The organism is Dyadobacter sp. (assembly GCF_051859145.1).
Lineage (GTDB): Bacteria > Bacteroidota > Bacteroidia > Cytophagales > Spirosomataceae > Dyadobacter.
The window spans coordinates 1-5062 of sequence record NZ_JBHYGF010000085.1; the positions used below are offsets into that span (position 1 = coordinate 1).

Sequence of the window (5062 nt, forward strand, 5' to 3'; positions counted from 1 at the left end):
CCGTTTCATCTTTGCACTCCCGTCCGGGGCGCTATGAAACGGGGGATTAGCTCAGTTGGCTAGAGCGCTTGCATGGCATGCAAGAGGTCGACGGTTCGAATCCGTTATTCTCCACAAATAAGAAGTCACTTACATTTTTTGTACGTGGCTTTTTTTGTTTTCCGGCTGTATTTATTTTGTTTAAAATGCAGTGGCGAAAATCCGGAACCAGCTTTTTTTTCGTAAACTTGGGATCGACAGTCTTGACGGAAATGGCAGCCAGCCACGCTGCACATTCCTTCATAAGCGTGAGTTGTTCAGATAAGCAGATTAATTTTTTGATAACCTGCGACTTGTGCCTGCCGATGATTTTTTGAAAATTAATAAGCAGCAGCATTCGCAGGTTAAAGTAATGAGCGATTTAACTTCCAGTAAGGCGATTTTCATAGCAGATGACGACAGTGACGACAGGTTTTTTATCAAACATGCCATTGTTTCGTCGAACATAACAGCCGAACTCATCGAAGCCGAAAACGGCCTTTACCTCATTGAGCTACTTAAAAATACTGCATTAAAAGTATCGCTGATCATTGTCGATATGAATATGCCGAAGATGAACGGTATGGAGACTGTTTCGCATGTTCAAAAAATCCCTGCTGCCGAGGGAGTTCCCATTGTGATCATGTCAACTTCTCCCAGTGAGCAACTTGCCAAAGATGCGCAGCGCGCAGGTGTAGCCGCAGTTTACAGGAAGCCGGATTCTATCGAAGAATTTGAGCAGCTCATTCAACAACTTCAAAGGAAATATTTACTTTAAGACAATCAAACGCTCTTCAACAAGCACGATGAATTTTGATCCCCAAAAAATAAACACACCAAAGTTGCCGAAAGCGCCCACTGGCATCGATGGTCTCGACCAGATCACCCTCGGCGGGTTACCAAAGGGGCGACCTACTCTGATCTGTGGCGCGGCCGGATCCGGAAAAACGCTCATGGCAATGGACTTTCTGGTCCACGGTGCACAAAAATTTAACGAACCAGGCGTTTTTGTGGCTTTTGAAGAGAAATCAGAGGAATTAGCACAAAACGTCGCGTCGCTGGGATATGATCTCAAACAGCTTGAACAGGATAAGCTGATCAAAATTGACCATGTGCATGTAGAGCGGCACGAAATTGAGGAAACCGGAGAATATAACCTGGAAGGACTTTTCATCCGGCTGGGTTACGCCATTGATAGTATAGGTGCGAAGAGGGTAGTTCTGGATACGCTTGAATGCCTGTTTTCAGGACTGGCCAATCAGGCGATCCTGCGAGCGGAGCTGAGGAGATTATTTCAATGGCTTAAAGAAAAACAGGTTACCGCGGTTATTACGGGAGAGCAGGGCGATGCAAACCTGACCAGACAGGGCTTGGAAGAATACGTTTCCGACTGCGTGATCTTGCCGGACCACCGCATTGAAAATAAGGTATCTACCCGCATTCTGCGCATTGTGAAATACCGCGGAACTGTGCATGGTACCAACGAATATCCGTTTTTGATTGACGAAGAAGGTATCTCGGTGCTGCCGGTGACGTCCTTGATGTTAAACAATGATGTATCCTCTGACCGGGTATCTTCCGGCATTCCCTCGCTGGATAAAATGCTGGGCGGCCCCGGATTTTATGTCGGAAGCAGCATTCTCGTTTCAGGAACGGCCGGTACGGGTAAAACAAGTATCGCAGGCAATTTTGCAGATCAGGCTTGCAGAGACGGGCGGCGCTGTGTGTTTTTTGCCTTTGAAGAATCACCCCAGCAGATTATCCGGAACATGCGTTCGATCAACATAGATCTGCAAACGCACGTAGATAACAACCTGCTGTATTTTAAAGCCACAAGACCTACACTTTACGGATTGGAGCTGCATTTGTTATCAATGACCAAATTGATCGAGAAAGTTAATCCGGAAGTCGTGATCATGGACCCGATAACCAACCTGATCACAGTTGGATCCAACAGCGAAGTAAAAAGTCTGCTCACAAGATTGATCGATTATCTACAATCCAAAAAGATTACCGTCATGTTCACGGCGCTCTCCATGAAGGATAACAAATCGGAACAGTCCGACGAAGGGATATCGTCCCTGGTCGATACCTGGCTGCTTGTTCGTGACATTGAATCCAATGGAGAGCGGAACAGAGGAATGTATGTGATGAAGTCGCGAGGTATGAAGCATTCCAACCAGGTTCGTGAATTTGTGATTTCAGATGATGGTATCCAGCTGGTGAACGTATTCCTGGGGCCGGAGGGTGTGCTGACAGGCTCCGCAAGAGAAGAGCAGCAGCTGCTTGAAAAAACCGGTCTGGCGATCCGTGATCATGCTGTTTCAAGAAAAGACAGGGAGATTGAACGGAAAAAACTGGTGCTCGAATCAAAAATAGCCTCGCTGAGAGAGGAATTTGAGTCGGTACAAGAGGAACTTAACAAGACTTACATAGAAGAAGAGCTCAAAAAAAGTATTATTGAGGAGAACAGACAGGAGCTCACTCAAAAAAGAGATATGCAATGATTTCGGATCAAGTAAATACAGAACCTAACGAGGGACTTTGGGAGTTAAGACTTTACATTGCCGGACAGACACCAAGATCTGTCGCGGCACTTACCAATTTGAAAAAATACTGCGAAGAACACCTGAAAGGCAAATACACCATTGAGGTCATTGATTTGCTTCAGCAGCCGCAGCTGGCAGAAGGCGATCAGATACTCGCAATTCCTACCCTGGTGAAAAAAGTACCCGAGCCGATCCGCAAAATTATCGGGGACCTTTCCAACGAAGAAAAAGTGTTAGTTGGTCTGGATATTCGTTCCACTACCAAACCACAATGAGCGAAATTCCACCTGTTTTACCGGATACATCCGACCACAGCATAGAACCCTACGTGCTGCGGCTTTACGTCGCGGGTGCATCGCCAAATTCTACGCGTGCAATCGTCAATATCCGTGAAATATGTGAACGTTATTTGAAAGGAAATTACAGCCTGCAGATCATCGATGTTTATCAGGACAAATCGCTGGCATCGCAGCAGCAATTGCTTGCGCTTCCCCTTCTCTTAAAAATCAGTCCCTATCCGGAAAGAAAGTTTATCGGAGATATGTCCGATACGGCAAAATTGCTGCTCGGCCTTGGACTATCTCCGGAAACCCATGGATAAAAGTAAAACATACGAACAGCTTCTCGCAGAAGTACAGCAGCTTTCCCGGCAATTGCAGGAATCAAATGACACGATCCATGCAATCAGGACCGGGCAAGTTGACGCCATTATCGTGAATGATCCGGAGGCAGGCGACCAGCTGTACACATTGAAATCGGCAGACCATACTTACCGGATTTTCATTGAAAAAATGAATGAAGGTGCTGTAACGATCAATCGCGACGGCACAGTACTTTACTGTAATTCGATGTTTGCTGAAATGGTCGGCGCTCCATTATCGAATGTGGTAGGCTCTTCACTGGAATCATTTATTGCAGAAGAATACCGGGAAACATTCCAAAGCCTGATCAGCAAAGGGTGGAAAGAGGATACGAAAATGGAGCTATGCATTCAGCAGAATGATAAGAATATTCCCTGTCAATTATCAGTCGCAACACTTGACCTCGACGGACGTGAATCGCTGAGTGTGATTGTTACCGATCTTTCCTTTCAAAAAAATACCCAAAAGGAGCTCAGAGAAAACTATAAAAGGCTAGAAGAAACCAATTCGCAGCTGGAAGCAAGTAACCACGATTTACAGCAATTTGCTTCCGTAGCCTCGCACGATTTGCAGGAGCCGCTGCGTAAAATTCTCATTTTCTCCAACTTACTGTCAACTACTTACGGGAAAGAGGCGAATGCGGAAGTGAAGTCTTACCTGGAAAAAATTTCAGCTTCTTCATTGCGAATGCGGAATATGGTCAACGATATCCTGAAATATTCGCGGCTGTCCAATGACCAGATTAATCCGGAACTGTTCGAGCTGCGCGAGCTGATCCGGGAGATTGAAGATGATTATGAAATTTTGATTGAAGAAAAACAGGTCCAGCTCGTTGTAGGCGCATTGCCCGCTATTGAAGGGAACCGGGCGCAGATCAAGCAGGTATTCCAGAACCTGATCAGCAATTCGATCAAATTTGCGAATCCCGCTGCAACACCGGTGATTAAAATTACCCACATTTCATCTGACCTGAAGAAAAATGGCGTTGAAGTGCCTCTTGTTGATGGTTTAAACTATTCAGAGGCTTTTGACGTAACCATTTCCGGAAATGATGTATATATCGCAGGGCGCGAATTCAGCGGAAATATCAGCATTGCCAAATACTGGAAAAATGGAGTGTCTGTAATTCTTCCCGGGGGCAACTATACCTCGGGTATTGTCGTGATCAATAATGATGTTTACGTATCCGGTGGCGCATACAACGGGTCAAAAAACGTTGCTAAGTACTGGAAAAACGGGACTCCCATAGTGCTTTCAGATGGCAGCCAGGATGTTTTTGCATCGGCGATTGCTGTGAGTAACCAATAATATCAATAACACAAGCTTCTGTAAAGCCATTGAAGACAACGTGCAACGTTCCTTCAATGGCTTTTTTGTTGTTTAGAGTGCCAGGTTACGCCGCATTCAAACTTCTTTGTACGGGTAAGTAACGAAAACCTCAGTCAACAAAACTGCATAAAAGATTACCCCGCAGGCTATTTTCAGTTAATATTGCGGGGACTTTATTTTAGACAGATTTATCATGGCAGAAAACATATTCGATTTTGGAATGATCGGGTTGGGCGTAATGGGCCGCAACTTCTTGCTGAATATGGCCGACCACGGCTTCTCGGTTATCGGTTTTGACAAAGACGCAGCGAAAAATTCCGCATTGGAAGGTGCTGCTACACCCGGGACTACCGTGAAAGGGGTATCCGAGCTTGCAGAAATGATCAGCCTTTTGAAACGCCCGCGTAATGTAATGATGCTCGTACCCGCAGGTCAGCCTGTCGACGATGTAATTGCTTCTTTGCTGCCTTTGCTTGAAAAAGGGGACGTAATCATCGACGGAGGAAATTCGCATTATACCGATAC

6 protein-coding genes and 1 tRNA gene are annotated in these 5062 nt (G+C 45.6%); all 7 read left to right on the forward strand.

Annotated features, from left to right (window positions below):
* The first annotated feature begins 40 nt into the window (after positions 1-40).
* A tRNA-Ala gene (locus ACTIE6_RS06480) sits at positions 41-114 on the forward strand.
* Positions 115-352: 238 nt separating this feature from the next.
* The gene (locus ACTIE6_RS06485; RefSeq protein ID WP_439555857.1) at positions 353-796 is read left to right on the forward strand and encodes a response regulator; all 444 of its coding nucleotides are present in this window, start codon (positions 353-355) and stop codon (positions 794-796) included.
* A 28-nt stretch (positions 797-824) separates the two neighbouring features.
* Positions 825-2525 (forward strand): circadian clock protein KaiC, encoded by a 1701-nt coding sequence (gene kaiC, locus ACTIE6_RS06490; RefSeq protein ID WP_439555858.1) that lies wholly within the window; start codon positions 825-827, stop codon positions 2523-2525.
* Positions 2522-2842 (forward strand): circadian clock protein KaiB, encoded by a 321-nt coding sequence (gene kaiB, locus ACTIE6_RS06495; RefSeq protein WP_439555859.1) that lies wholly within the window; start codon positions 2522-2524, stop codon positions 2840-2842. The genes kaiC and kaiB overlap by 4 nt, the downstream gene beginning before the upstream one ends.
* Positions 2839-3168, forward strand: coding sequence for a circadian clock KaiB family protein (locus tag ACTIE6_RS06500; protein WP_439555860.1), 330 nt, complete (start codon positions 2839-2841; stop codon positions 3166-3168). The genes kaiB and ACTIE6_RS06500 overlap by 4 nt, the downstream gene beginning before the upstream one ends.
* Positions 3161-4516: a histidine kinase dimerization/phospho-acceptor domain-containing protein gene (locus ACTIE6_RS06505; protein WP_439555861.1), complete on the forward strand. Its 1356-nt coding sequence runs from the start codon at positions 3161-3163 to the stop codon at positions 4514-4516. Before ACTIE6_RS06500 ends, ACTIE6_RS06505 begins: the two co-directional genes overlap by 8 nt.
* 214 nt (positions 4517-4730) lie before the next feature.
* Positions 4731-5062 (forward strand): NAD(P)-binding domain-containing protein (locus ACTIE6_RS06510; RefSeq protein WP_439555862.1); only part of this gene is annotated, 332 nt, incomplete at its 3' end.